The sequence below is a fragment of the Pseudoalteromonas marina genome (assembly GCF_000238335.3).
Taxonomy (GTDB): Bacteria; Pseudomonadota; Gammaproteobacteria; order Enterobacterales; family Alteromonadaceae; genus Pseudoalteromonas; species Pseudoalteromonas marina.
This window is the reverse complement of sequence record NZ_AHCB03000007.1, coordinates 401,982-425,325: the sequence shown is the minus strand read 5'-3', so window position 1 is coordinate 425,325 and position 23,344 is coordinate 401,982. Positions and strand designations below refer to the sequence as shown.

At 38.8% G+C, this 23,344-nt stretch carries 23 protein-coding genes and 1 tRNA gene; 9 read left to right on the top strand and 15 right to left on the bottom strand.

The features are described from left to right. Positions 1–162 precede the first annotated feature (162 nt). A complete protein-coding gene (gene proB, locus PMAN_RS13160) occupies positions 163–1,269 on the top strand; it encodes a glutamate 5-kinase (protein WP_006791232.1) in 1,107 nt (368 codons plus the stop codon). After that, positions 1,266–2,513: a glutamate-5-semialdehyde dehydrogenase gene (locus tag PMAN_RS13155; protein WP_010556686.1), complete on the top strand. Its 1,248-nt coding sequence runs from the start codon at positions 1,266–1,268 to the stop codon at positions 2,511–2,513. The genes proB and PMAN_RS13155 overlap by 4 nt, the downstream gene beginning before the upstream one ends. 59 nt (positions 2,514–2,572) lie before the next feature. Here the strand turns inward: PMAN_RS13155 and PMAN_RS13150 are convergent, their stop codons facing one another. The 4 genes from PMAN_RS13150 to PMAN_RS13135 form a co-directional block, all read right to left on the bottom strand. Continuing rightward, positions 2,573–4,780, bottom strand: a complete 2,208-nt coding sequence (locus PMAN_RS13150; protein WP_010556685.1) for a two-component system response regulator — start codon at positions 4,778–4,780, stop codon at positions 2,573–2,575. Positions 4,781–4,826: 46 nt separating this feature from the next. Continuing rightward, entirely contained in the window at positions 4,827–7,691 is a 2,865-nt protein-coding gene (locus PMAN_RS13145; RefSeq protein ID WP_010556684.1) for an ATP-binding protein, read from the bottom strand. Beyond that, entirely contained in the window at positions 7,691–8,953 is a 1,263-nt protein-coding gene (locus tag PMAN_RS13140; RefSeq protein ID WP_010556683.1) for an ABC transporter substrate-binding protein, read from the bottom strand. Before PMAN_RS13140 ends, PMAN_RS13145 begins: the two co-directional genes overlap by 1 nt. A gap of 151 nt (positions 8,954–9,104) precedes the next feature. Then, positions 9,105–9,180 (bottom strand) — tRNA-Ala (locus PMAN_RS13135). A 166-nt stretch (positions 9,181–9,346) separates the two neighbouring features. Here PMAN_RS13135 and PMAN_RS13130 point away from each other — a divergent pair. Next, positions 9,347–9,742 (top strand): putative periplasmic lipoprotein, encoded by a 396-nt coding sequence (locus PMAN_RS13130; RefSeq protein ID WP_010556682.1) that lies wholly within the window; start codon positions 9,347–9,349, stop codon positions 9,740–9,742. Between the two features lie 2 nt (positions 9,743–9,744). Then, the gene (locus PMAN_RS13125; RefSeq protein ID WP_033035173.1) at positions 9,745–10,245 is read left to right on the top strand and encodes a prolyl-tRNA synthetase associated domain-containing protein; all 501 of its coding nucleotides are present in this window, start codon (positions 9,745–9,747) and stop codon (positions 10,243–10,245) included. Here PMAN_RS13125 and PMAN_RS13120 read toward each other — a convergent pair. Then, entirely contained in the window at positions 10,212–11,360 is a 1,149-nt protein-coding gene (locus PMAN_RS13120; protein ID WP_010556680.1) for an MFS transporter, read from the bottom strand. The genes PMAN_RS13125 and PMAN_RS13120 overlap by 34 nt on opposite strands. Before the next feature lie 196 nt (positions 11,361–11,556). Between PMAN_RS13120 and PMAN_RS13115 the strand changes: the two genes are divergently transcribed. The 4 genes from PMAN_RS13115 (at position 11,557) to PMAN_RS13100 (ending at position 14,710) form a co-directional block, all read left to right on the top strand. Then, positions 11,557–12,096, top strand: coding sequence for a DUF2058 domain-containing protein (locus PMAN_RS13115; protein WP_006791224.1), 540 nt, complete (start codon positions 11,557–11,559; stop codon positions 12,094–12,096). A gap of 180 nt (positions 12,097–12,276) precedes the next feature. Beyond that, entirely contained in the window at positions 12,277–12,600 is a 324-nt protein-coding gene (locus PMAN_RS13110) for a c-type cytochrome (protein ID WP_008128263.1), read from the top strand. Between the two features lie 140 nt (positions 12,601–12,740). Beyond that, positions 12,741–13,508, top strand: coding sequence for a class II aldolase/adducin family protein (locus PMAN_RS13105; RefSeq protein WP_010556679.1), 768 nt, complete (start codon positions 12,741–12,743; stop codon positions 13,506–13,508). 26 nt (positions 13,509–13,534) lie between these two features. Then, positions 13,535–14,710 carry a mandelate racemase/muconate lactonizing enzyme family protein gene (locus PMAN_RS13100; protein ID WP_010556678.1) on the top strand — a complete coding sequence of 392 codons (1,176 nt, stop codon included), beginning with the start codon at positions 13,535–13,537 and terminating at the stop codon, positions 14,708–14,710. Between the two features lie 72 nt (positions 14,711–14,782). On the opposite strand, the gene PMAN_RS13095 is transcribed toward PMAN_RS13100, so the two are convergent. The 8 genes from PMAN_RS13095 to zapB all read right to left on the bottom strand — a co-directional run bounded on the left by PMAN_RS13095 (position 14,783) and on the right by zapB (position 20,507). Continuing rightward, the gene (locus PMAN_RS13095; RefSeq protein WP_010556677.1) at positions 14,783–15,151 is read right to left on the bottom strand and encodes a hypothetical protein; all 369 of its coding nucleotides are present in this window, start codon (positions 15,149–15,151) and stop codon (positions 14,783–14,785) included. Positions 15,152–15,202: 51 nt separating this feature from the next. Next, positions 15,203–16,042: an amidohydrolase family protein gene (locus PMAN_RS13090; RefSeq protein ID WP_010556676.1), complete on the bottom strand. Its 840-nt coding sequence runs from the start codon at positions 16,040–16,042 to the stop codon at positions 15,203–15,205. Then, a complete protein-coding gene (locus PMAN_RS13085; protein WP_010556675.1) occupies positions 16,039–16,767 on the bottom strand; it encodes an SDR family NAD(P)-dependent oxidoreductase in 729 nt (242 codons plus the stop codon). Before PMAN_RS13085 ends, PMAN_RS13090 begins: the two co-directional genes overlap by 4 nt. 20 nt (positions 16,768–16,787) lie before the next feature. Further along, positions 16,788–17,276, bottom strand: a complete 489-nt coding sequence (locus PMAN_RS13080; RefSeq protein ID WP_006791217.1) for an FKBP-type peptidyl-prolyl cis-trans isomerase — start codon at positions 17,274–17,276, stop codon at positions 16,788–16,790. A 66-nt stretch (positions 17,277–17,342) separates the two neighbouring features. Beyond that, positions 17,343–18,830: a LysM peptidoglycan-binding domain-containing protein gene (locus PMAN_RS13075; protein WP_010556674.1), complete on the bottom strand. Its 1,488-nt coding sequence runs from the start codon at positions 18,828–18,830 to the stop codon at positions 17,343–17,345. Positions 18,831–18,885: 55 nt separating this feature from the next. Continuing rightward, entirely contained in the window at positions 18,886–19,908 is a 1,023-nt protein-coding gene (locus tag PMAN_RS13070; RefSeq protein WP_008128279.1) for an MBL fold metallo-hydrolase, read from the bottom strand. 63 nt (positions 19,909–19,971) lie between these two features. Then, positions 19,972–20,277, bottom strand: coding sequence for a cell division protein ZapA (locus tag PMAN_RS13065; RefSeq protein ID WP_006791214.1), 306 nt, complete (start codon positions 20,275–20,277; stop codon positions 19,972–19,974). Beyond that, positions 20,277–20,507, bottom strand: coding sequence for a cell division protein ZapB (zapB, locus tag PMAN_RS13060; RefSeq protein WP_006791213.1), 231 nt, complete (start codon positions 20,505–20,507; stop codon positions 20,277–20,279). Before zapB ends, PMAN_RS13065 begins: the two co-directional genes overlap by 1 nt. A gap of 448 nt (positions 20,508–20,955) precedes the next feature. Here zapB and PMAN_RS13055 point away from each other — a divergent pair, with 448 nt between their 5' ends. Continuing rightward, the gene (locus PMAN_RS13055) at positions 20,956–21,795 is read left to right on the top strand and encodes a 23S rRNA (adenine(2030)-N(6))-methyltransferase RlmJ (RefSeq protein WP_010556672.1); all 840 of its coding nucleotides are present in this window, start codon (positions 20,956–20,958) and stop codon (positions 21,793–21,795) included. Positions 21,796–21,889: 94 nt separating this feature from the next. Here PMAN_RS13055 and PMAN_RS13050 read toward each other — a convergent pair whose 3' ends face one another. Together PMAN_RS13050 and PMAN_RS13045 are read right to left on the bottom strand one after the other, a co-directional pair. Further along, a complete protein-coding gene (locus tag PMAN_RS13050; RefSeq protein WP_010556671.1) occupies positions 21,890–22,456 on the bottom strand; it encodes a PhnA domain-containing protein in 567 nt (188 codons plus the stop codon). A 73-nt stretch (positions 22,457–22,529) separates the two neighbouring features. Then, positions 22,530–23,279 carry a substrate-binding periplasmic protein gene (locus tag PMAN_RS13045; RefSeq protein WP_008130444.1) on the bottom strand — a complete coding sequence of 250 codons (750 nt, stop codon included), beginning with the start codon at positions 23,277–23,279 and terminating at the stop codon, positions 22,530–22,532. Positions 23,280–23,344: the final 65 nt, after the last annotated feature.

Below are 23,344 nucleotides of genomic sequence, written 5' to 3'. Positions count from 1 at the left end.
TATATCTGAGCTTAAATTTAAAGCCTTGCTTTTAGATTTTGGCTTTCTTGTGTGTGTTTAAAAGTGTTGCCAAAAAACACAAATTCGAAGCTACATATATTGGTAGCTATTTAGTTTAGCTCATTAACACTGAGCACAGATAAAATGGAAAGTAGAAGACTTATGCAAAAGTTAAATTGGCGACGCATTGTTTTAAAAGTAGGTAGCGCACTTATTGCTCCAGATCAAGACGGTTGTCGTTCTCGTTACATACTTACTATCGCACAGTTTATTGTTCGTTGTCGTGCTCGCGGCATTGAGGTCATTTTAGTTTCATCAGGTTCTGTTGCGGCAGGTTCGCACCTATTCCCTTCGGACCAACCCCGTTCAGTTGTACTAAAAAAAGCAATGGCCGCCGCAGGTCAAACTGAAATGATTGCTATGTGGGACCGCTTTTTTGATTTTCCATCTGCCCAGCTTTTGCTCACTCATGGTGATTTGCGCGACCGAGAGCGTTATCAAAGTATTCGTGAAACCGTGTTTACATTATTAGAGCATGGTGTTTTACCTATCATTAATGAAAATGATGCGGTAACTACTGATGACCTTAAAGTAGGTGATAACGATAATTTATCAGCAATGGTTGCAGCAGCCGCTGATGCAGACGCTTTACTGATTTTTTCAGACGTAGATGGTTTATACGATAAAAACCCAAATCTTCATGACGACGCTGTTTTATTACCTGAAATAAAATCAATTGATGATTCTATTTACGCCATGGCAGGATGTGCTACCAGCGCGGTAGGTACTGGCGGTATGAAAACTAAAATAGAAGCGGCAGAAAAAGCAACATCACACGGAATCGCAACATATATAATTAATGGTTTTAAAGAAGAGACATTTAATCGTTTATTAGAGGGTGACAACCCTGGAACAATATTTTTACCATACGAAAAACCAATGCAAGATTCTGTGCATTGGATGACACACACCGCGAATGAGCAAGGTGAAGTTGTGGTAGATGGAACATTTGATGAATCAATCGAAGGTGAAACAGGCATAATTCGCGGCGATGAAATTGTTGAAGTACATGGTGAGTTTGCAATTGGCGACACCATACTCGTTAGAAGTGAAGATGGTACGCGTTTAGCTAAAGCGACCGCAAATTACAGTAGTTGTTTGTTGAATTTCATTGCAGACAACGAACAAAGTGAATTTAGTGAAAAAATGCAGGATTCTATTGGACCTGTTATTTCAGAAAAAGATATCGCATTATTGGAGAAGTCATGAGTTTAATTACGGATATTTCGGGTCAGGCAGCTAAAGCTGCAAATACACTTGCTTTACTCGACACCGAGACAAAAAACCAAGTGTTAACAGAAATGGCTGCGGCATTAAGAGAGCAAAAAGCATTTATAATTCAAGAAAACGAAAGTGATTTAAGCGCTGCGCGCGACAACAATTTGCCTGCGGCAATGGTTGATCGTCTAACTCTGAACGATGAACGCATAGAATCGATGGCTGAAGGGATAGAAGTTATAGTAAGCCTGGATGATCCAGTGGGTCAGCTTCGTGAAATCACGGAACGACCTAATGGTATTAAAATTCGTAAAATGCGCGTACCACTTGGTGTTGTTTGTATGATTTATGAAGCACGCCCTAATGTGACCGCAGACGCTGGTGCTTTGTGCTTTAAATCGGGTAATGGCGTTATTTTACGCGGTGGTAAAGAGGCGCTCAAAAGCTCACAAGCGATTGCCAGTGTAATGCACAGTGTACTTGAAAAGCACAACTTACCCGTTTCATTAATCTCGGTTATTCCAGATCCCGATCGTGCACTTCTTATGGAGTTGATGCAGCAACGAGATAGCATCGATTTAATCATTCCTCGCGGCGGTGAAGGGTTAATTAACTTTGTTACCGAGAACAGTACCATTCCTGTTATTCAGCATTACAAAGGCGTATGTCATTTGTATGTCGATAAAGACGCAGACCTAGAAGTTGCGATTAATTTATTACTTAATGGTAAAACACAACGAACGGGTGTATGTAATGCACTTGAAGGTTTGGTTGTACATGAAGATATCGCAGATGAGTTCCTAAATTTATGTGCGGTAGTACTTCGTCAAGAAGGTGTAAAGATCAATGCTGATAGCTTTGCTGCCAAATACTTTGATAATGCAACTGTTTTAGCTGATGATGAGTTTGGTGAAGAATACCTAGATTTAGAAATCGCGATACGCGTAGTACCTACATTTTCAGCCGCTGTTGAGCATATTGCTCAATTTGGCTCAAATCATACAGAAGTTATTTGTACTAAAAACCAAGCCGCAGCTGAGTTATTTCAACGTAGTGTAGATGCGTCAGTTGTGATGGTGAATGCATCGTCTCGTTTTTCTGATGGTTCACAGTTAGGATTGGGTGCAGAGATTGGCATTGCTACATCTAAGCTTCATGCGTATGGCCCTATGGGGCTTGAATCACTCACAACAGAAAAATATTTAGTGAATGGCGAAGGTCAAGTTCGCGAATAAATTTTATATTAATTTTACAAAAGCCGAGCATAGCTCGGCTTTTTATTTTTGATAAAAAATCACTTTAATTTAGCTAGCCAATCGTTTACTGGCTCAGGTTTATGCAAGTGATAACCCTGTAGTATCACCTCCGGGTATTCCTGTAGTAAATCGAAGTGTGATTGGTTTTCGACACCCTCTGCAACAACGTCTAATTCAAATAAACGTCCCAAACTCACAATCATATCTATTATTAGTTTGTCATTTTTATTTGTTGGCGCTTCGAGCACAAAAGAACGGTCTATTTTAAGCTCTTGAATTGGTAATTGCTTTAAATATGTGAGGCTTGAATAGCCAGTTCCAAAGTCATCAATTGATACTTTTACACCCAACTTTTTGAGGTTATGCACAGCTTCAATAGCAGAGTCCATATTATTTAGTAGCGTACCTTCAATAATCTCTATAGTGAGTTGCGACGCAATAACATTATTAATTGTTAGCTGTTCAACTAAAAAGGCTAAAAAGCGTGGCTCATGGAAATGTCGACCACTTATGTTTATTGATAAACTTAAGTGAGGGTGTGTTTGATTAATCTTAGCTAATGTTTTTAAGGCATTTTCACATACCCAGCAATCTAAGTCATAAATAACGTCAGACTCTTCCGCAATAGAAATAAACTCACTGGGGCTAATAAAGCCTTTTGTCGTGTGTTGCCAACGAAGTAAAACCTCAGCTCCTTTTAAAATTTGATCACTATCATATTGAGACTGTAAATGAAGTGATAACTCGTTATAAGCGATTGCTTTACGTAGGTCTTGCTCAATTTCGAAACGTCTTTTTGCTTGTTCACCAAATGAGGTGTCAAAAAATGTAACTCGGTTGCCCCCTTTCTCTTTTGCTTTATAGCAGGCAGCTTCACAGTTTCTGATAGTCTCGATAGCGCTTTCCCATTGCCCATGTTGCGGGAATATGTACATACCAATACTTACTGTTAGGCTAACTTCCTTTAAATCAACAAAAAAAGGCAGTCTTACGGATGTAAGAATTTTTTGTGCTTTTTTCTCTGCAATAATTTGGGCTCTTGCTCTGCCAATGCCTTTATCTAGGACAGACAACGTTGCAAAGGCATCGCTTCCCAAGCGAGCAATAATATCATTATTATCAGTATTTGTATGGATACGCTTAGTTAGTTCTTTTAGGACATGGTCACCGGCTAGCAGGCCCATTCCATCATTAAACGAGTGAAACCCATCTACATCGATAATAAAAATATAGGCAAAATTTTTGTCAGTGGAACAGCTTTGTAATTGCTGCTCTAACTGCTTTAAGAAGCTGTTACGGTTAGGTAGGGCGGTTAATTCGTCATGCCAAGTTAAGTAATCTATTCGCTCCTGGGTCACTTTTAGGCTTGATATATCGCTAAATACACCGATGTAGTGATCGTTGGTATCGTGTTCATTTTTTACAAGGCTCAACGTTAGCAATTCTGGGTATAACTCACCACTTTTGCGTCGGGTAACTAACTCACCACTCCAGTAGCCGGCTTCACTTGCGTGTTGCCATACTTGTTCAAAGTTTATATTTGGCTGGTTATTTTGTTTGATATCGTGAATATGCATATTTAACGAATTAGCTTCATCGTAACCCGTGATGCGGCAAAAAGAAGGATTAACCGCGATTATTTTGCCTGTACTGTTAGTTATCACAACACCGTCAGCTGTACTCGTTAGTGCGTGAAAAAAGAGTTGATGTTTAGATGATAACTGCTTTAATTCTTTTTCTCTAACATCCAGCTCCATTGCTAAAGATTCTATTTCAAGCAGCTTGTCATGTAGGTCAAAGTTTTTCTCTATTAATCGGTCTAGCATACCTTGCGCTGTTATATGTGTACGAATGCGAGCTCTGACCAAGGCTAATTTATAAGGCTTGTGAATATAATCTATGGCGCCCATAGCAAAGCCTTTTTCTTCAGACTCTTCTTCTGTAAGCGCCGTAACAAAGATGATGGGAATGCCTTTTGTTTTGGGTTTCCCTTTTAGTATAGTGCACACTTCATAACCATTCATTCCCGGCATCATTATGTCGAGTAAAATTAAATCTGGACGGGTAGACTCAATAAACGTTAGAGTTTGCTCTCCACTTGTCGATATTCGAACATCGTAGTCGGTTGAAAGCCCTTCTACCAAAATATGTAAGTTACTTGGTTCGTCATCAACAATTAGAATTAAAGGCTTTTGTCGCTGCGCTTTTTGTTCACTTTTATTTATGGTGGAATGAGTTAAATGCACTGTTAATCCTTTTTACATAGTATTTAAATTCTGAATCGCTCAATCATTAATGCTTTGTGTCTGCTTTATATGTTTCAATAATCGAAATTACAGACGGATAGTCGAAACTATTAATCGCCTCTATTAGTTTTGATAAGCCGTGTTCAGTATCATAGCTATTCGCTTCTAAATGCCTTTTTAGGTCGTTAGGGATAGGACGAGACGCTAATGCTAGTGAGTGAATCTCATTTATCACTACCAGCTCATCTTCGAGATTGTGTCGTTTCGGCTCTATATTTTCCAAATTGAGTGTCGCTAATAATTCTTTAATAGAAAAAAGCGTTGCTGCCAAATTTTCTTTTAATAAATCTATATTAAGCGAACTTTCCTCAAGTAGTGCTTTTTCAGTCTCTAATGCACACTTTTGCAGCTTCTCTAGCCCTAATGTACCCGCTAACCCCTTCAGTGTATGCACCGTTCGCTTTAAAGTAGCAACATCATTATTGTTTATTAATAAATCAGCCTTCGCTGAAAAGTTATTATTACCATCTATAAACCGAGTAAGCAATGTCACGAGTAAGGTTTCATTGTTATCAACGTTTTGCTTTGCTTTTACTAAATTTATTGTTTGCAAATTATCTCTACTTTTTAGGTGTTTATCTAAGCTTTCGTAAAGCGCGTCAAATACAATGGGTTTAACCAAAAAGTCATCCATACCTGCATCAGCGGCTGCTTTTTTATCTCTGGGCTCTACAGCAGCACTTAAAGCAATAATAGGCATACTGTAGCCTTTAGCTCTTAGTTGTTTAGTGGCTTCAAGGCCGTCCATATGGGGCATTTGTATATCCATAAATACAATATCAAAATGTTGAGCTGATACTTTATCTATAGCGTCTAGCCCATCGTTTGCAATTGTTGTATTAAGGTCAAATTTACCTAGCATTGCAGAGGTTATTTCTTGGTTAAGTTTGTTATCGTCCACAACAAGTGCTTTAAAATCAGTTAGTTTTGGCAGTACTACCTTTGCAGGTAAAGGGTTATTTTTGCTAGCAGTGTTATTAATTAATTGCTGTTCTGCAATGGTGAATGGAAGAGTAAATAAAAACTCACTTCCTTTGCCAAGTTCGCTTTTTACTTGTATGTCACCACCTAATAATTTGGTTAGCTGTTTGCTAATCGTTAGGCCAAGCCCTGTGCCTCCGTACTTTCTTGTTGTACTTGAGTCGCCTTGAGCAAATGATTCAAACACCCTATCAGATTGGGCTTGCGTCATACCAATTCCGGTATCACTAATGCTAAAGCGCAACTGTACTTTGTTTTCTTTTTGAAAAATGACTTCTATGGTTAATGACACCTCACCCTTATCGGTAAACTTAATGGCATTACCAATGCAATTATTAATTATTTGATTTAGCTGTATAGGATCGCCCAACAGAGTCAGGTGTCTGTCGGCATGCACAACACAATTTAGAGCTAGTCCTTTTTGTTGTGCATTAATCGAAAATAAATCTTCAACGTTAGATACGATCGTATCGAGTGTGAAAGGGATTTTCTCAAGTTTGACGTTATTAGAGTCGAGTTTTGAAAAGTCTAAAATATTGTTTAAAACTTGCAGTAAACTTTGCGCGCTGGAAAACGCTTTTTTAGCGTATTGCTCCTGCTTTGCGGGCATTTCACTACTTTGTAAGAGTTGAAGCATACCCAATATGCCGTTCATTGGTGTGCGAAGTTCATGGCTCATATTTGCCACAAAGTCGATTTTTGTTTTATTAGCCTTGTTTGTTTCCTCTATTGCTTGAGTAAGCTCTGTATTCATGGCTTCCATTTTTACATTTAAAGCGCGTGTTTCATCAAGTAATTGCTTCGTTTCCTCACTTTTTAAATAAAGTGTATTAGCCGCTTTTAACACAGATGCAATTTCGCTCAGCTTTGTATGCTTATTTTTTAGTGTAATTGGCTCACCTTCATTCATACTATTAAGTAGCAAGGTAAGCTGTGATAGGGGTTTAATAACAAAAGCAACAATAAAATAACAAAGCAGCAAAATAATAATCAGAATTAGAAAGGTAAATAGGCTGCTTTGCTTGGTTTTTTTCGTTAATTCACTATTAAATTGCGACTTAACCAAATTTAATTTTTTTTCTTCAGCGCTTTTAATTTTATTAGTTAGGTATAAAAGTTCGTTTTCGATCCCTGTCAGCACAACATTCACAGAGTAGGTGTAACTACGTGTTAGCAGTATTAGTTGGTTATGTGTTTTTTTAAGATTAATTGTTTTATCAAGCAAGGAGTCATTAATAGCTGACATACGGTTAATTTTTGTGTGCAAAAACGCTAGATTTTGCTTCACATTTTGAGCTTCATCAAAATTAGGTTTATAAAGGTAGCTGACAGCTGCATGCTTAAGGTTACTAATGGTTAGTAAAATATCATTGTATAGAATTTTTTTATCATTGTTTGATACTGACTCAAGTGCTATTACCTTTTTTTGCAGCTCTTCAATGGGCTGTTTAAATCCAGATGAGTATATTTGCTCGCGCTTTTGTCTGTTAATAACTACTTTTTCAAATGTTGTTTCATAGTTTGCTAGATGCTCGCTGAGGCGGGCAAGCATATTTTTATATTCTGGGGTTTTGTCTAGCGTATTTAATGTTAATTGCTCTAAATGAATATTGGCTTGGTCTAGATATGTTTTAAACTTAGTAATATTATTTTTGTTAGCTTTATCAATAAATGCAACGGCATGGCTTTGTAAGGCCATTACATCTCTTTCTAGTTTTACTACAGCCTCACTTTGGCTAATTGCATTGTTTTGAATGCTTTGTAAGCTGGTTAACGATTTTTGTAAGTGATTAAATAAATAGCTTTGTATAAAAAGCAGTCCAGCTAATACAGCTAAGGTCGCAATTATTTTTGACTTAATAGAGCGCATTATCGACTTATCAACTCATACCACTTTTGTAAACTGTAGTCGTAGGTTGGCATAACGGTATTCCATACTGCAACATTACTGAAGCGTTTAGTGTAACTTCCACCATTTCTTTGTTCGCCTTTTCTAACCGCAATATTACCATTTGTTTCTAGTAAATCAGTGTTTGCGATTTTGCCGTCATACCAATAGTCCCATTCATTCTGTGAAAGTAATGGTTTAGAACGCTGCGGATTGCTTATGTAATAACCTTGGCGAGCAATAAATGCACCTGGCCAGCCAGATAACCACCAATTCATATAATCGTAAGAAGCATCTTTCACACTATCATGCGTTTGTGACGACAAGCACATTACACCATGCCAGCCTCTGTAACCTTCTTTAGGAGCAGCAAAGCGCACATTTATGCCTTGGCCATTTAGCGCAGATACTGCAGGAGAAAACATGCTTTCAATATGAACGCGTTCATCTTTCATATACTGAACAGATTCAGGCACTGAGTTCCAATAACCGCTAAAATGGCCTTGGCGTTTGAGCTCAAGTAGTACCTTAAATAAGTTATCCAATTCAATACGAGTCATTGCCCCTATATTGTTAATTTTCACAAGCCCTTTAGCTTTAGCAGCAAGCGCTAAGTCAAATAAACCAATAGTTGGTGCATTTACAATACCTACTTTTCCTCTGTGTTGCTCATCCAGTAACCATCCCCAACTTTCAGTTTCATAGGCAATTCCGGGTTTAATAAATTTAGTGTTATAACCAAAGGAGTCTACATTGTGCACGTAGGGTAAAAAGCTTATTAAGTCGCTTTCTTGCTCACTGAGTGTGCCATCGGGTTGTACGTTTAATATTTTAAAGGGAGCGTCACCTGCACCAATATTGGCATCTTCTGATAACTTTCCTGTTTTTGTAAGGCTATTTATTTCGTTAAAATAAGTAAGGCGTTTTTTTTCTATGGGTTGTATTGAGCCTGCATTCCACAACACATTAATACTGTTTGACCACTGCTCGTATAAATCAAATGAGCTGGGGTCCATTGAGGCTCTTTGCAAAACAGCGGCACTACCAGCGGGCGTAAATTCAATATTAATGCCTAAATCACTCATGGCTTGCTTACGAATTGCGTCCTGTAAGGTTACATGTGTGCCAAGCACTCTTATTGTGACCTTGTTACGAGCAAAAACATAAGGAACATGCGTTATAGCGCCTGCAGTTAAGCCTATAGCTGCAAGCTTTTTAAGTGTTGAGCGTTTTGGAGAGTCCATGATTTACCTAAGGCATTAATAGATATACAAGTATGTATAGCTAATAATTGATAAAGACTCAAGATAATAGAGATAAATGAAAAACAAAATAAAATGAATGAATTAGGGTGTTTTTGAAGTAAAGAATACATTTAAGGAAGGAGTAGGAAAGTGGTGGAGCTAAGCAGGATCGAACTGCTGACCTCCTGCGTGCAAGGCAGGCGCTCTCCCAGCTGAGCTATAGCCCCACATTCCTAGTTTATGTATAACATAAACGCTTGGCTGCTGAGTTCCAAGCGGGACGAACTTTAAGTTTTTTTATAAATTTGGTCAAGTATTTTTTCGCTAATTTTCACTGTTTAGATGAATTTTTGATAGACTCGGCTTAATTACTCATTAAAACGACAGAAAATAATGAAAAAAAGCGTTTTGGTACTGATGGTTTTACTTTCGGGTTGTGCATCAAATGAAGAGCCGCCTTTTGAAATAAACAACAAACAGTTTTTTGAAAAACAAGATGAGCAAGGAAATAATGTATTTGCTTATGTTGTATCGGTTAAAGCTAAGCACCGTGAGAACTTTAATCTCGATCGTGGACGTAATAACAGACCTTCTCGCAGTGAAGTTAAGGAATATATTGAGCAAGAACACTTTGAAGAGTCGAGTGTGTTAAAACTAAAATTAGAAGACCAGGCCGTTGAATTATTAAAGCAAGAGCTTACAATGCGTGAATACTGCGCTAATAATCATGAAATAACAGACGTTCTGTGGCGAGATCTAAGCGTGCAATTAAGAGGGCGTTGTTTGTAATTATGTTAGCGGACAAAACAAAATTAGAGGCGTGTTTAGCGCATTTAAATATTAATTACGATGTTATCGAACACCCACCTTTACATACTAGCTTAGCAGCGGATGAATTACTGCTTGAACGCCCAGGTACCCGTTTAAAAAATTTATTTTTGCGTGATAACGAAGGTAAACGTCACTTTTTAGTAATTACAGCTCACAATAAGCAGTTGGACCTAAAAGCGCTCTCTAAACAGCAAGGTTTGTCGCGTTTAGGGTTTGCTTCAAGCGAACGTTTAGCAACCTATTTAAAAGTTGCACCAGGATGTGTATCAATGCTTGCGCTACTAAACGATAAACAAAATGCGGTAACAGTATGGTTAGATCAAGATATTTGGTTTGGTGAGTTATTTCACTGCCACCCCTTTGAAAATACGCTTACATGGATTTTGAGTAAATCAGACCTAGAAACCTTTTTTAATTATACGAGTCATCAACCGCGCGTCATGTTTTTACCGTCAAGGTAAGCCCAGGTAATAAGAAAAAAGCCGCACAAACAAACAACAAGTAAGGTAAACATAAATGCCGTTTGTCCGTACTGTTGATAAACTAAACCCGGTAATAGCGAGCCACTCGCCCCGCCACTGTAATAAAACGAGACATACCCTCCGTTTGTCACGCTTGGTGGTGCTTTACTTATTTGATTGACCAGTGGAGCTGCGGTTGAATGAATAATAAACATAGCCGCACAAAATAGCGTAAATGCAGTTAAAAATACGCTTAGCTGTTGGCTTATTAGCGTAACAATACTAAGGCTATAAAAAATGAAAGTCGCCGCTAATACGTGCCAAGCTGAAGGTGCTTTTTTCAGTAACCAAGGCGTCGCAATAGATGCCAAAGCACCAATTAAATAGCCGCTATAAACTAATCCAATATCACGAGTGTTGGTAATTAAAAATGTTTTTTGCAGTATAAAAGGCAAATAATTAAGTAAAGCAGCAAAACAAAAAAACATACAAAACACAGCGCTGTAAACTTTTAAGACAGGACCTTTCTTAAGTTGTTTGATGTAATCTAGAGGTGATTTTGGGGCATGGGGGCTAATGTTATTGAATTTCTGGGGCTTTATTAATATGGCTAAAAAAACAAGCATAAAAGCAATTAAGTAATAAAAGCTTTGCCAATGCCATAAGTCACTAAACAGTGCAGCAAGCACTCTTCCAAAGTAACCACCTGCAATACTGCTGCCTATATAGAGTGTCATATTTTTTTGAAGTGTATCAGCGCTAAAGCTTATCCCTATGAAACTGGTCATGGCGGTTAATGCTGCGGGAAGAGTAAGGCCTTGTAAAAACCTTACTAACAGTAAGAGCTCAAAACTTGGCACCCATATAAATAGTAAGCAGCTAAAGCTCAGTACTATCATTGCAATACGAAGTATTTTTAAAGGATTCTGTTTAGCTAAAAACAAGCCGTATACTAATGGTGCAATAGCGAGTGGCAGCATGGTTGCCGTCATAAGACTACCAGCAACGGCAGGCGATACATTATATTCACTCGCAAATAAGTTCAGTAACGGTTGAGGTGCATAAAGCACAAAAAATATAACAATGGAGCAAGCAAGTAGATGGGTTAAGCGCATTATTTGGCTTATGAGTTAGCTAGTTGGCTACTTAATTGTATTGAAAGTTAACTCTAATTGATAATTAAAAGTACGATTATTGCTTTATATCATGCTTAGTATGAAGGAGTTTGTTAGATTAATACCAATAGCACTGTTATTTAAACGCGTTGATGATTAAAATGAGCGTAATATTAGTTTTTACTGGAACAATGCCATGGGTTCATTACAAGACCAATTGCTTCAAGCAGGATTAACAACATCGCATAAAGCTAAAGTTGCTAAATCAGAAAAACGTAAGCAACAAAAAAAACAAAAAAAGGGCGCGACAAGTAACCCTAGTGATCTGCAAAAGCATATTCAACAAACTAAACTTGAGCAGCAGAAAAAAGCAGAAGAGCTTAACCAAGTTCGCCAAGTTAGCCTTAAACAGCGTGAGCAAGAAGCGCGCGTTAAACAAATTTTAGAGCACAACAACCAAGATGCTATTCGTGGTGAGCGAACCTTTAATTTTACTTACGACAAAAAAGTTAAAAGTATTGAAGTGAATGAAAACACTCAAAAAGCATTGTCGGGTGGTCGTCTAGCAATTTGTGTCCTAGAAGGGCAGTTTTATGTATTAGAAGACGAACCCGCTCGCAAGGTGGCTGAAGTTGACGAAAAATACATTGTTTTTCATGTTGAAGCTGAAAATAAACCAAAAGATGAAGACGATCCGTACGCAGATTTTGAAGTGCCAGACGATTTAGTATGGTAACAGTCAGTTAAGCGTCTGCTCATATTTATTTGCTAAACTAATTATGAGCATAAAACGAGCTAGCAGTGTAGGATTAAGTTGATCGTCTAGCATCGTTTCTAACGTATGCTTTTTATTTGATTGTTGACTACAATCAATTGAACAGTTTTTTCTAACCGTCAAAAAAGAAGAGTAAATACAATGAGCAAGATGAAAACACTAATACTAGGCGCGGGCATTAGTTTAGCCGCAAGTTTCTCGTTTAATGCAGCTGCCGCCGATGGCGCCGCTCTTTACACTGCAAAAAATTGTCAAACCTGCCATGGTGCAGATGGTAAAGCACCAATTATGGGTATGTACCCTAAACTTAATGGCCAAAACAAAGATTACCTAGTTGCGCAAATGAAAGACATTAAGTCGGGTGCGCGTAATAATGGTATGTCTATGGCGATGAAAGCAATGGTTGCTACAGTAACAGACGAAGAGTTTGAAGCTATTGCAGACTACTTATCTAAAGTAAAATAACTCAAAGCAGTTATTCGTCCTTTAAAAACAGCCACACACGTGTGGCTGTTTTTGTTTGTAGATTGCTATAAAGAACAGAGTGTTTTAGACTTCTAAACATCTATTTACACTTGTTATGTGTGTATTTTAAAAGGCTTACTATGTTTGATTTACCCCAACTCGATTTAAAAAATAAAGTATCTGCTCAAGAGTGGCAACTTCGTGTCGACCTTGCTGCCTGTTACCGGCTAGTGGATCACTTTCGCTGGGGAGATTTAATTTATACGCATTTATCAGCGCGCTTGCCGGGCACTGACTATTATCTTGTTAATGCTTTTGGATTAACATTTGACGAAGTAACCGCGTCAAACTTGGTTAAGGTAGACTTAAACGGGAATATAATCGACGACACTCCCTTTAGCATTAATCCTGCTGGTTTTACTATTCATAGTGCAATACACGAAGTAAGAGAAGATGCGCATTGCGTTATTCACCTGCACACCAAAGAAACCATTGCTGTGGCTACGCAAAAAAATGGCTTATTACCATTAAGTCAGTATTCTATGTTTTCATTACCGTCGCTTTCATATCACGGTTACGAAGGCCTCGCAGTTAATGATGATGAGCGCAAAGTCCTCCAGGATGACCTAGGCTCAACCAATCACATGTTATTAGTTAACCATGGTGGGTTAACTGTAGGCCCTACTGTAGGCGATGCGTTTATGCGTTTTTACGACTTACAGCGCGCCTGCGAAATACAATTAGCGCTGCAAGCTAGTTCGCAAGAGGTCATTCCCGTGCCTCAACCAATAATCGACAATATTTATAATCAAGCTAATGTGGTTCATAGCGGCAGCACCGGAGGCCAGCTTGCTTGGCCTGCTATGCTGCGTAAAGCGTATCGGCTTGATCCCAGTTTTGCAAAATAACCTTAACAGGTTAATAAGGAATTTTTATGAAGGTAAATCGCGTAGAAGTATTTGATATTCATTGTCCAGAGCGCCCAGCATGGACACCCGTATTCGTTCGCATTCATACTGATGAGGGCATTAGTGGTGTTGGTGAGGCGGGTCTTGCTTATGATTTAGGTCATAGCGCAGCCGCCGCCATGATTAAAGAAATGGCAGATGCTTTTTTAATTGGGCACGACCCGTTTCAGACAGAAAAGCTATGGTCTCGCATGTTACGAGAAAGCTTTTGGGGCTTAGGTGGTGGACCCGTTGTGTACGCTGCAATGAGTGCTATTGATACTGCGCTTTGGGATATTAAAGGTAAGGCACTTGGGTTACCGGTATATCAACTACTTGGTGGTAAAGTTAACGACAAGCTTCGTACTTATGCATCGCAACTGCAGTTTGACTGGGATAGCGAATTTAAAGCGCTCGTTCAGCCACAAGAATATGCAGAGGCAGCATTAAAAGCCATAGCTGAGGGTTACGATGCAGTAAAGGTAGATCCAATTCAATACGATAAAGACGGTAATACCTATTACGACCGAACTAATATTATTTCACGCCCAGAAATGAAGTTGTATCGCGCGCGTATGCAAGCTATTCGTGAAGCTGTGGGTGATGAAGTGGATATTATTTTTGAATGCCATAGTTTACCGGGTGCTACATCTGCAATTCAAATTGGTGAAATAGCCGAAGAGTTTGATTGTATGTACTTTGAAGAGCCTGTGAACTACTTAAATCACTCATTGCATGCCAAAGTAGCAGATAAAGTGAATGTGCCAATTGCAGGTGGTGAGCGCTTGTATAATCGCTGGGGGGTTCGTCCTTATTTAGAAGATCAGAGTATTGACGTACTTCAGCCCGATATCGGTTTATGTGGTGGTTTTACTGAAACTAAAAAGGTATGTGATTACGCTGATATTTTTGATGTACGCATTCAGGCGCACGTATGTGGTGGGCCAGTTGCAACGGCTGCATCACTGCATCTGGAAACTGCTATTCCTAACTTTTTAATTCATGAGCATCACACGTACGCAATTAAAAAGTGGAACCGCGAGTTGTGTCTACAAGACCCACAACCTAAAAATGGTTTTTTTGAAGTATCTGAAGAGCCAGGTTTGGGTATTGAGTTAAACGATGAGATTGTAATGCGGTCGCAACGTGTAGAAATAAAATAATAACTAATGTTGTTATTACAACAGCCGGTAAGTGACTATTCACTTATCGGCTTTTTATTAGCAGAATTAAGGTCATTCGTTAATTACGCACTCAACACCTTTGAGCTCTTGAGTTGCTTTGCTATCTACGTGGCGTATAAAGCATTGTTTGTTCTTTATCATCAGTTCAAATTGGTCGGGTGGATTTAGCTGATGACTTTTTATTATGTTATTTTCGTTTAAATTACTCAGCGTAACCACACTGTTTATTGTAAATACATCGTCATCTAACGTTATATTTTGCATATTCATAAGGGTATTGATTATTTTGTTAACTGCGCTTTGATTAGGCACTAAAAGTAATGCATGTTGTAATTTTGGAGTGGGTTCAGCGTGTTGCGATACACAGCCACTTAATAAAGTGCACAAGGCTAAGCTCGAAATGAATAATGTGTTTTTCATAAAACCTACGCCATTTTAAGCATAATAAAATTTAAATATAACGACTTTTACTTACACTTGGTAGTAGTGCTTTGCATTTGCGTAGCTGAGCTTATGCCAAAGGCTATGGCTATTACATAACGCATAATGCTGATGCCATAGGGCATTGTAATGCGTGTTTATTTGGCATACCGGAAAGTTACTAGCAAACATAATACGCTGTTCGCCAAAATGTTGTAAAAGCCACTTAAAGCAGGCTTCTTGTTGTGCTTGTGTCAGGTCTAATAATTCAAAGCCAGAAAACTTAATAGCAATATTGCTATATTGGGCAAGTAGTTCAACGCCTTTTTGCCAAGAGATCAAATCATCAGGCAACCCTGTATGGTTAAGAATAATTTGTAGGTGAGGTAATTGTTTTGCACAGTGAGCAATATGATTGGCCACACTAATATTGTGTAACTCAAATTGTGCTTCAAAATGCAATTTGTTTGCTGCTAATAAATCAAGATTATGAATACAACGAGGGCTTTTTAGCCTTACTGCGTCATCTCCTTCGGTTATATCTCTAATGCCACATAAGCTTGAATGAGCAAGCGCATTTAGTGCATTACTAAATTGCTCAGCAGGCGCATCTATTTGGTTAAAGCTAATAGCTTTAAATGGCATTCCACTTAAATGCTTGCTTAGCCAATTTAGCTCCTTAATTGGGGCTGAGTTATCAAAGCCCGCTTCTATGTGAACAAGGCCTTTTAATTTAAAATCGGTACTGTTGGCAAGTTGTTGTGCGCTAATAGGCCGTTTTATTTTCTCTAAATTGGGCCACGCAGGAGGATTGCTTCCTTGTAGCCAAGTGTATTGACCATCAAGTAAATTAAAAAAATGAACATGCGGGTCAATTATATTTGTACTCATTGGGCTGTATAGCCGCCATCAATACTTTGTAAGCTGCCAGTAATAAAGCTTGCATCGTCACTTGCTAAAAAACTCACAAGAGCGGCTACATCATCGGCTTGACCTAATCGGTTTAGCGGTTGAAGGCTGGCTTCTTCTGCCACTATATCGGCTTTGTTTGCACCACTTTTTTTGCAGTAAGCGTCTATTGCGTTATGAAATAAAGGGGTTTCAATGGTGCCTGGACACACTGCATTAGCACGAATATTAAAGTGTGCATAATCAAGTGCTGTAGTTTTTGCCATTGAGGCGAGGGCATGTTTAGTGAGGTTGTAGGCAAATGAATTTTGCTTGGCAATTAATGCTTGGTCGGATGCTATTAATATAATAGAACCCGCATTATTTGCCTTCATCGTTGGGAGTACGCTTTGTACCGCCGCATAGGCGCCTTTTACATTAAGCGCAAATAGCGCATCGAGCGTTTGCTCATCGGTGCTTTCTATATTTGCGCTTAAGTGTTTTCCAGCATTAGAAACCAGTACGTCAATACGTTGAGATTGTTCATGTATCACGCTTATTGAGCGGCGGACAGCTTCTACATCACTTACATCGCAATGATGAAAAACACCTACATCGCTTGGTGTGATATCAAGGTTATGTACCTCATAGCCACTGGTTAGTAAGCGTTTTACTACCGCTAGGCCAATCCCTTTTGTACCACCTGTTACAATTGCAACTTTTGACATACTTGTTCCTTTTTCGCTAATTAGTGAGCGTGGCCACAACCGCCTTCAGCGTGAACATGGCCATGCGAAATCTCTTCGCTGGTTGCTTCGCGTACCGATACAACTTCAACATCAAATGTCAGAGTTTTACCTGCAAATGGGTGATTTAGGTCACAATCGGCATTAAAACGACCAACTTTAACAATAGTCACTTGATGACGGCCTTGGTTAGATTGAACCATTGCGGTCATACCTGGTTTCCACACTTTAACATCGCCTTGTAAATGCTTTAGTGGAATGCGTTGAATTAAGTCATCAACACGCTCACCATAAGATTCACTTGGTTCAAGTGTTACACTAAATTTATCGCCGGCACTTTTATCTTCAAGGGCTTTTTCTAAACCCGCAAGCATGCCTTCGCTACCATGGATGTAGCTAAGTGGTGCATCATTTACACTACTTTCAATTTGCTCACCTGCTTCACTGAGTGTGTAGTGAAACTCTACTGCCGAATTTTTACTAATTTGCATGCTGATCTCTTTCAATAATAACTATGTTAGGGCGTGATTTTACGCGAAATAGATTGGTTTATAAACTTAACGTGGTTGATTTAGTGTTTTTTGCAGATCAAGCAGTAGGTCTTTTTTGATTGGCTTGGCTTTAGGTTTTTCAGCTTGAGGAATAAAAAGTACTAGCTGACTGCCGGGCTTTAAAATACTTGAGGCTGATAATTTATTCCACTTAGCTAAATCGCTATGTGGTACGTCGTAAAGTTGGCTAATACTCCACAGGCTATCTCCAGTTTTTACGGTGTAGTCTATTTCTATTGTTGGGATAACAATATCTTCTTGAGGTTCTAAATAAGGGCTTATTTTGTAATCTATGGTTAAAGAGCTTGGTAAGGTTTTGGGTTGCCCAACCAATAACTTTTCGCCTATACCAATAAAGTTATTGGCTTTGTTATTAAGCTGTTTAAGCGCTTTGACCGACATACTATAACGCTTTGCAATGCCATAAAGTGTATCGTTTTGCTTTACTATGTATTCACCAGCAAAGTTAGATTTAAAAAACTGACTTTTTAAAAGTGCCTCTTGGCCTATTGGCAGTAGTAAGGTATGTGGTCCGTTTGGCGAACTTTGATTTTTTAAATACCCTTGGTTAATTGCATGTAACTGCTTTGAGCCAATTCCAGACAGCTTAGCAATAACCGAAAAATCGAATTGCTGACCTATATTCATTTGTGTGGTGAGTGGTTTATAAGCAAGTTTTGGTTGCTTCATGCCTTTTTGTGGATGCTTAACTAAATAACTTAAAGCGAGTAATTTTGGTACGTAATCAGCAGTTTCTTTTGGCAAGCTTAGCGACCAAAAGTCAGTGCTTTTTCCTCGTTTTGTATTTTTCTCTATGGCCCGCTTTACGCGTCCTTCACCGCTATTGTAGGCGGCTAATGCATGTAGCCAGTTACCATTAAAGCGTTTATGTAAATAACTCAGATAATCCAGCGCGGCATCGGTTGAAGCAAGTACATCTTGGCGTCCGTCGTACCATTGATCTGACTTTATACCAAAGTGATACGCAGTTGCACCGACAAGTTGCCATACGCCAACAGCTTGCTGCGATGAGGCAGCTGTAGGTCTAAAGTCACTTTCCACAAAAGGCAGTAACGCTATTTCCATAGGGAGGTTTCTTTGCTCTATTTTTTTTACAATGTGGTATAAATAGGGTGCTGCACGCTTACTTACCGTGGTTAGGTATTTAGGCTGTTTTAGATACCACTTAATGCGTTTTTTTAAAGCCCGATTTTGATAAACCGTAAAGTGTAAGTTGTTAGCAATGTGCACCCATAAATCAGTCGTTTTTGGTGGGCGCTTTTTTACGACTCTATTTTTAACCTTTAGTGGCGTGCTTTGTTCTTCAATAAGCAGTGCTTGTTGCTTTTGGGGTATCGGTTCATCTACGTTTTGGTGATTAGCGTAATCAGGCTCAAAATGAGTAAATATTTGAGGTGCCTCTGCCTGCTTTTGCTCAGTTAATTCACAACCAAACAAAAAAAGTACTAAAAAGCATAATATCAAACTGCGCATAGTGATCACTTGAATAAATTCCTTTTATTATTTTAACACAATCCGTTGTGTTGGGTTATTGTGAGCTTTTAGCGCGATTGAGTCCTGCTTGTAAAAAAAACTGGCTCGACTTTTGGTTTAGCGTGTCTTGTTGATAAGGAGCGAGCACATTTTGTGGAAAAGATTCTATGAGTGCTTCAGTTGTTAGGTTTTGATTACTTTTGACGTGTTCAGTCAGGGCATTTAAGAATGCCAGTGGTTGCTTTAGTTGTTGTTTATTTAGAGTATCACCATGGCCTGGTATAATGAGTGATAGCTTTTCATTACTTATGTATTGTTTAAGCAACGTTTGCCAGCTTTTAAGTTCACCGTGGCCTGGGTAAGGCAGCCAATCAACAATATCACCACCAATTAACGTGCTCCCATTGTTTGTAGTAATGGTTAAATCACCCGTAGTATGCGCTTTGTGTGGTGTGATATTTATCTCAAAGTTCCCTAAATTAAGCGTTTTACTTACTGCTAATGCTATTTTTGGTGGATTAAGCTTATATTCGCGCCAGCGAAAAAGTCGTGCTTTAGCCAGTTCTAGCTTTTCTCGCCATGCTGTTTGTTCTTCTTTGGGAATTGAAGCTAAACGCTGATAACTCAGTTCAATGCTTTTTTCATAGCTGTCGAGTTTATTGATGTAGGCTTTTTGATAGGTTTTAAAATCAGCGCTCACTTGCTGGTGGGTAATGAGTTTAGCGTTTGGATAGTAGTGTTGAACCACCGCCATGCCCAGTAAGTGATCGTCGTGATAATGAGTTGCAACTAAATAACAAAGAGGCGTTTTAAGACGTTTTTTTAGTTCAACAACTAGTTGTTCAACACCGGCAAAATTCCCGCTGGTATCAACAAGTAGGGCGCATTCAGCGCCTTCAATCAAAACTTGGTTTGAGTCGTAAAAGCGTAAATCGTCCTGTTGTTTTAAAAATTGGATATTGTTATTAATAGTTTGCCAGCTAATAGCTGCATTTGAATTGGCTGTGGCAAAAAGTAAACCTATCATCAGGAGTGTATATTTTAACGATGAGTGAATAGTGAGTAAGGAGTACTTCATTTGCGATCTCTTGCAGGCCATTTATTACCCTAATGATAAACAAAAAGCGCAGGTTGCGCTTTTTTATTTTTTTTGTTCGGGGTCACTTGCCAAATGTTGGCTGAGTTTATCAACAAGTTGGTCTTGGTGTTGCTGCTCAACAGTTGCTTGTGTTTTTGCTTCAAGCAAATCGTGGCTTAAATTAAGTGCTGCCATAAGCAATGCTTTTTGATCGTTTCGAACGGTTGAACGCTGTTTCATTTGTTCAACTAAGTCGTTTAGATTTTTAGCTGCTGCTATCAATGCCTCTTCTTGTCCTTGCGGACAAGCAAATTGCTGCTCTTTACCTAGCAACTCAACAGTGACCCGCTGGTTTTGCAGCTCAGACATTAGCTAGCCTGTTGTGCGCTTTGTAATTTATCAAGCAAGCCAGTTAATGTTGTGCTGGCATCTTTTTGCTTTTCTTCGTTTTCAAGCGCTTCTAGTTGTAAAAGCTCATTATCATCAGCAAGTTTGCTGTTTTGTTCTTTTAAGCTAGCAACGTCAGTTTGTAATTGATTATTGCGTTCAATAAGTGAATCGATCAGTTGTTCGAGTTGTTGAAGAGTATTGTTGTCCATAAGGCGCTCATATAACTGTAATTAATGTCTTGCAAATGTAAAGCAAAGTACATTAATTTACTAGCATTTACGCGAGTTTTAGCTGATTTTTCTTCTTTGTTAAGGGATAATTCATACAACGTGCTTTTTTGTTCATATATGGTTCATTTAAACACCCTTTATCCAAGAGGTTGTTGAATTTTGCGGATTAAAGTTTGTTCAAACTAGAGGGTATTTAATCGTGGCGCGAGGTTTGTAACTCAATGGACTCGGTAACTGCTCCCGCGTTATTCTACCGGCTTAAATTCATGTAAGTATAACCGCACTATGTAGGCTCTACTTTGCCTAAATATCAAACAGGTCGCTTAAACTTTAACCTTGAAAGGTTAACAGACCTTAGTGCAAGTTGCTAAAGCCCAGTGCTTATGGTTCACTTGCGATATTAAATTGCGTATGGCGAAAATAAATAATGCTTAGTTACAGACACTCATTTCATGCGGGTAATCCGGCCGATGTCCTAAAACATCTTGTATTGGCTGAGGTGCTTAAATATCAAACAGTTAAGGATAAGCCGCTAGATTACATTGATACGCACTCTGGCGCAGGCTTTTTTGAACTCGCAGCAGCTGATGCTCAAAAAACGCAAGAATACCAAGACGGTATTGAAAAGTTGTGGGCGCACACAAGTGAGCATGAGGCTCTTAACGAATACATTGACCTAATTAAATCGTTCAATAATGCGAGTGACCTCGATTTTTATCCGGGTTCACCAAAAATTGCTGAACATTATTTACGTCGTCAAGATAAAGGTTGGTTTTTTGAATTGCACCCAAGAGACTTAGTCTTGCTAGAAAGTAATATGCAGGGTAAGCGCTCTATTCGAGTGCGCGGTGAAGACGGGTTCACTGGTTTGGTAGGGCTACTACCACCTGCGTCTCGAAGAGCGTGCGTATTAATCGACCCACCATACGAAATAAAAGATGATTATGAACGCGTTGTAAAAACATTAATTAAAGCACATCAACGATTTGCAACGGGTACTTATATGATTTGGTATCCGGTTGTTGATCGGGAGCGCATTAACAATATGGAGCAGGGTTTAATTGATTCCGGTATGCGAAATATTCAGTTATTTGAGCTGGGAACCGAGGCCGATACTGACGTTCATGGCATGACTGCATCAGGTATGATAGTGATTAATCCGCCATGGAAGCTTAAACAAACTATGGATAATGTATTGCCTGAGCTAGTGTCATTGTTAAGTGAACCTACTGGCTTTTATAGGTGTGAGCAACTGGTTGATGAATAACCACTACTTACAAAAATGCCCAGCACTGCTGGGCATTTTTGTTCTAACTTATTACTCACAGTTAAAAGCGAAGATAGTGTGAGTTATTTGCTGCCTACTTTTTAACAAACTTAGTTAAAATGACAATGCGCTGGCCATCAACACGCCCTTCAATGTGTTCTGGGTTACTGGTTAAACCAATATTACGCACCGCAGTACCACGTTTTGCTGTAAGGCTACTGCCTTTTACATCTAAATCTTTTATAAGTGTCACGGTATCGCCAGCTTGAAGAACCACGCCATTACTATCGACATGTTTAACATCGTCATCTTCAGCAAGTGCTTTATTAGCCCACGCCAGAGTCTCTTCTTCTAGATATACCATGTCTAGTGCATCTTGTGCCCAACCGTTATCTGGCGCTAAGCGCGATAGCATTCTATAGGCAACAACTTGAACCGCAGGTGTTTGGCTCCACATGCTGTCATTTAAACAATGCCAATGCGTTGGAGTGATTTCGACGGTGTTTTCAATTTGTTCTTTGCATGTTTTGCAAGTGTAAATGCATTTGTCTGAATGTGTTTCGGTTACAGGTGGAACTTCATAAACAGATAAGTCATTGGTAGCTGTACACAATTCACACTGGTTATTGCTGCGTTCAATTAAGGCTTTTTCAATACTCATAGGACTACTTTTTTGGTGGGTTAATATTTTTGCATAGTATAACTCAGCGCACTGGGTGTGTGTTATAAATCCCTTAGTTTTGTATGGGTATTTCTTTCATGTATTTTTCAGCTATGTTGTTTATATAACCAATGCTGTGGAGGTTTTTTATTACTTTATTGATGATAGGCATTAAGTGCTTATGTTTGCTAAGCAGGCGAATTCTCAAAAAACCATGAGAATATTGAGCACCAAAACCAATGTTGATATTAAGTTTTTGTGACCAATATAAGGTTGGCAACTCACCTATTATGGCAACATCTACTCTTTTTCGTACTAGCGCCTCTATGAGTTCTTTTTCCGAGGGAAAATCAACGCGTTTAAATGTATCAGCATTGTGATAATAATAACCTAATACTGTGCCTACATTTTTACCCTCCATGTTGGACACATGTTGCCATTTTTTTGTGTTTTCGGGCAGCGTTACAAGCATTTCTGTTACTGTAATTAATGGGTCAGAAAATACATATTTGGTGTTGGTTCTTTCACTTTGAGGTAGCCAATCAAGCGAGATCACATCAAAGTCAATAATCCCTTCATTAAGGTATTTAGTGATTCGCTTTGCAGGTAGCGATTCATGAGAAGCAGAGATATTAGCGTCAATAAGTACTTTTTCAATGATTTCTGGTAACACTCCCGGGCGTTTAGGATTGTTGGTGTAGAAAGGGTAATGACTTCCAGATGAGCTAATGTTGTACTTTAGGGTATTGTTGCTTTGTGCTGCAATATTAGGAAGCGAGCTCAATGCTAAACATAATATCAATAACCACTTTAAAATAAGCAAACCCGCTCCTGTACTACGAACTTTTTTATTAGTTTTATTTACTTTGCAAAATTTTGCAACGATTA